This window comes from Nguyenibacter vanlangensis (assembly GCF_013376155.1).
Taxonomy (GTDB): Bacteria; Pseudomonadota; Alphaproteobacteria; order Acetobacterales; family Acetobacteraceae; genus Gluconacetobacter; species Gluconacetobacter vanlangensis.
Genome location: NZ_JABXXP010000971.1, coordinates 1 through 859, shown reverse-complemented (window position 1 = coordinate 859; position 859 = coordinate 1). Strand labels below are relative to the sequence as shown.

The 859-nt window shown below is 71.2% G+C and carries 1 protein-coding gene; it reads left to right on the top strand.

The genetic code is table 11. The features are described 5' to 3' along the window. The coding region (locus tag HUK84_RS20565; RefSeq protein ID WP_176641848.1) for a DUF4159 domain-containing protein at positions 1 to 736 on the top strand (736 nt) is incomplete at its 5' end. Positions 737 to 859: the final 123 nt, after the last annotated feature.

Below are 859 nucleotides of genomic sequence, written 5' to 3'. Positions count from 1 at the left end.
GGAGGCGGTGCCGGGCGCCGCGCTGGAGACGCGGCTGGGATATGTCCTGACCGGGCATGCGGACGTGGACAGCGTGTCGCGCGAGGGGCTGCAGGGCCTGTCGGATTATGCCAATGCCCGGACCTCGGCCGTACTGGGCCATCCGGACGGGGTGGTGCCGGGGCGCGACGACCTGTCCTATTACCCCATGCTGTACTGGCCGGTCACGGCGGACGCGAAGGCCGATCCGGCGCGCAGCGCGGCGCTGAACGCCTATATGCGCCATGGGGGGATCCTGCTGATCGACGGGCAGGGGGTCGATCCCGCCAGCCCGGAGGCGGCGCATGACGATTTCGCGGCCCCGGCGCCGGGCAGCCTGGCGGCGCTGCGGCGGATGACCGAGGGGCTGGACGTTCCGCCGCTGACCCGGCTGACCGACCGGCACGTGCTGGCGCATACATTCTATCTGCTGCATGATTTTCCGGGCCGGTATGACGGGCTGCCGGTCTGGGTGGCGCGCGAGGGCGACAGCAGCAATGACGGGGTCAGCCCCGTGATCATCGGCGCCAGCGACTGGGCCCATGCCTGGGCGGTGGATGCGCAGGGCGACACGCCCTATGCCACCATGCCGGCCGGCGACGCGCAGCGCGTGACGGCGTACCGGTTCGGGGTGAACGCGGTGCTGTATGCGCTGACCGGCAATTACAAGGCCGACCAGGTCCATGTGCCGGCGCTGCTGCGACGGCTGGGGGAATGACGATGCCCGGCCCGCATGCGCTGCGCCTCGATTTTACGGCGATCGATTATGCGCCGCTGGTGCCGGCGGCGGTCCTGTACGGGCTGGCGGCGCTGGTGGTGCTGGCCGGCGTCGCGGGGTTGG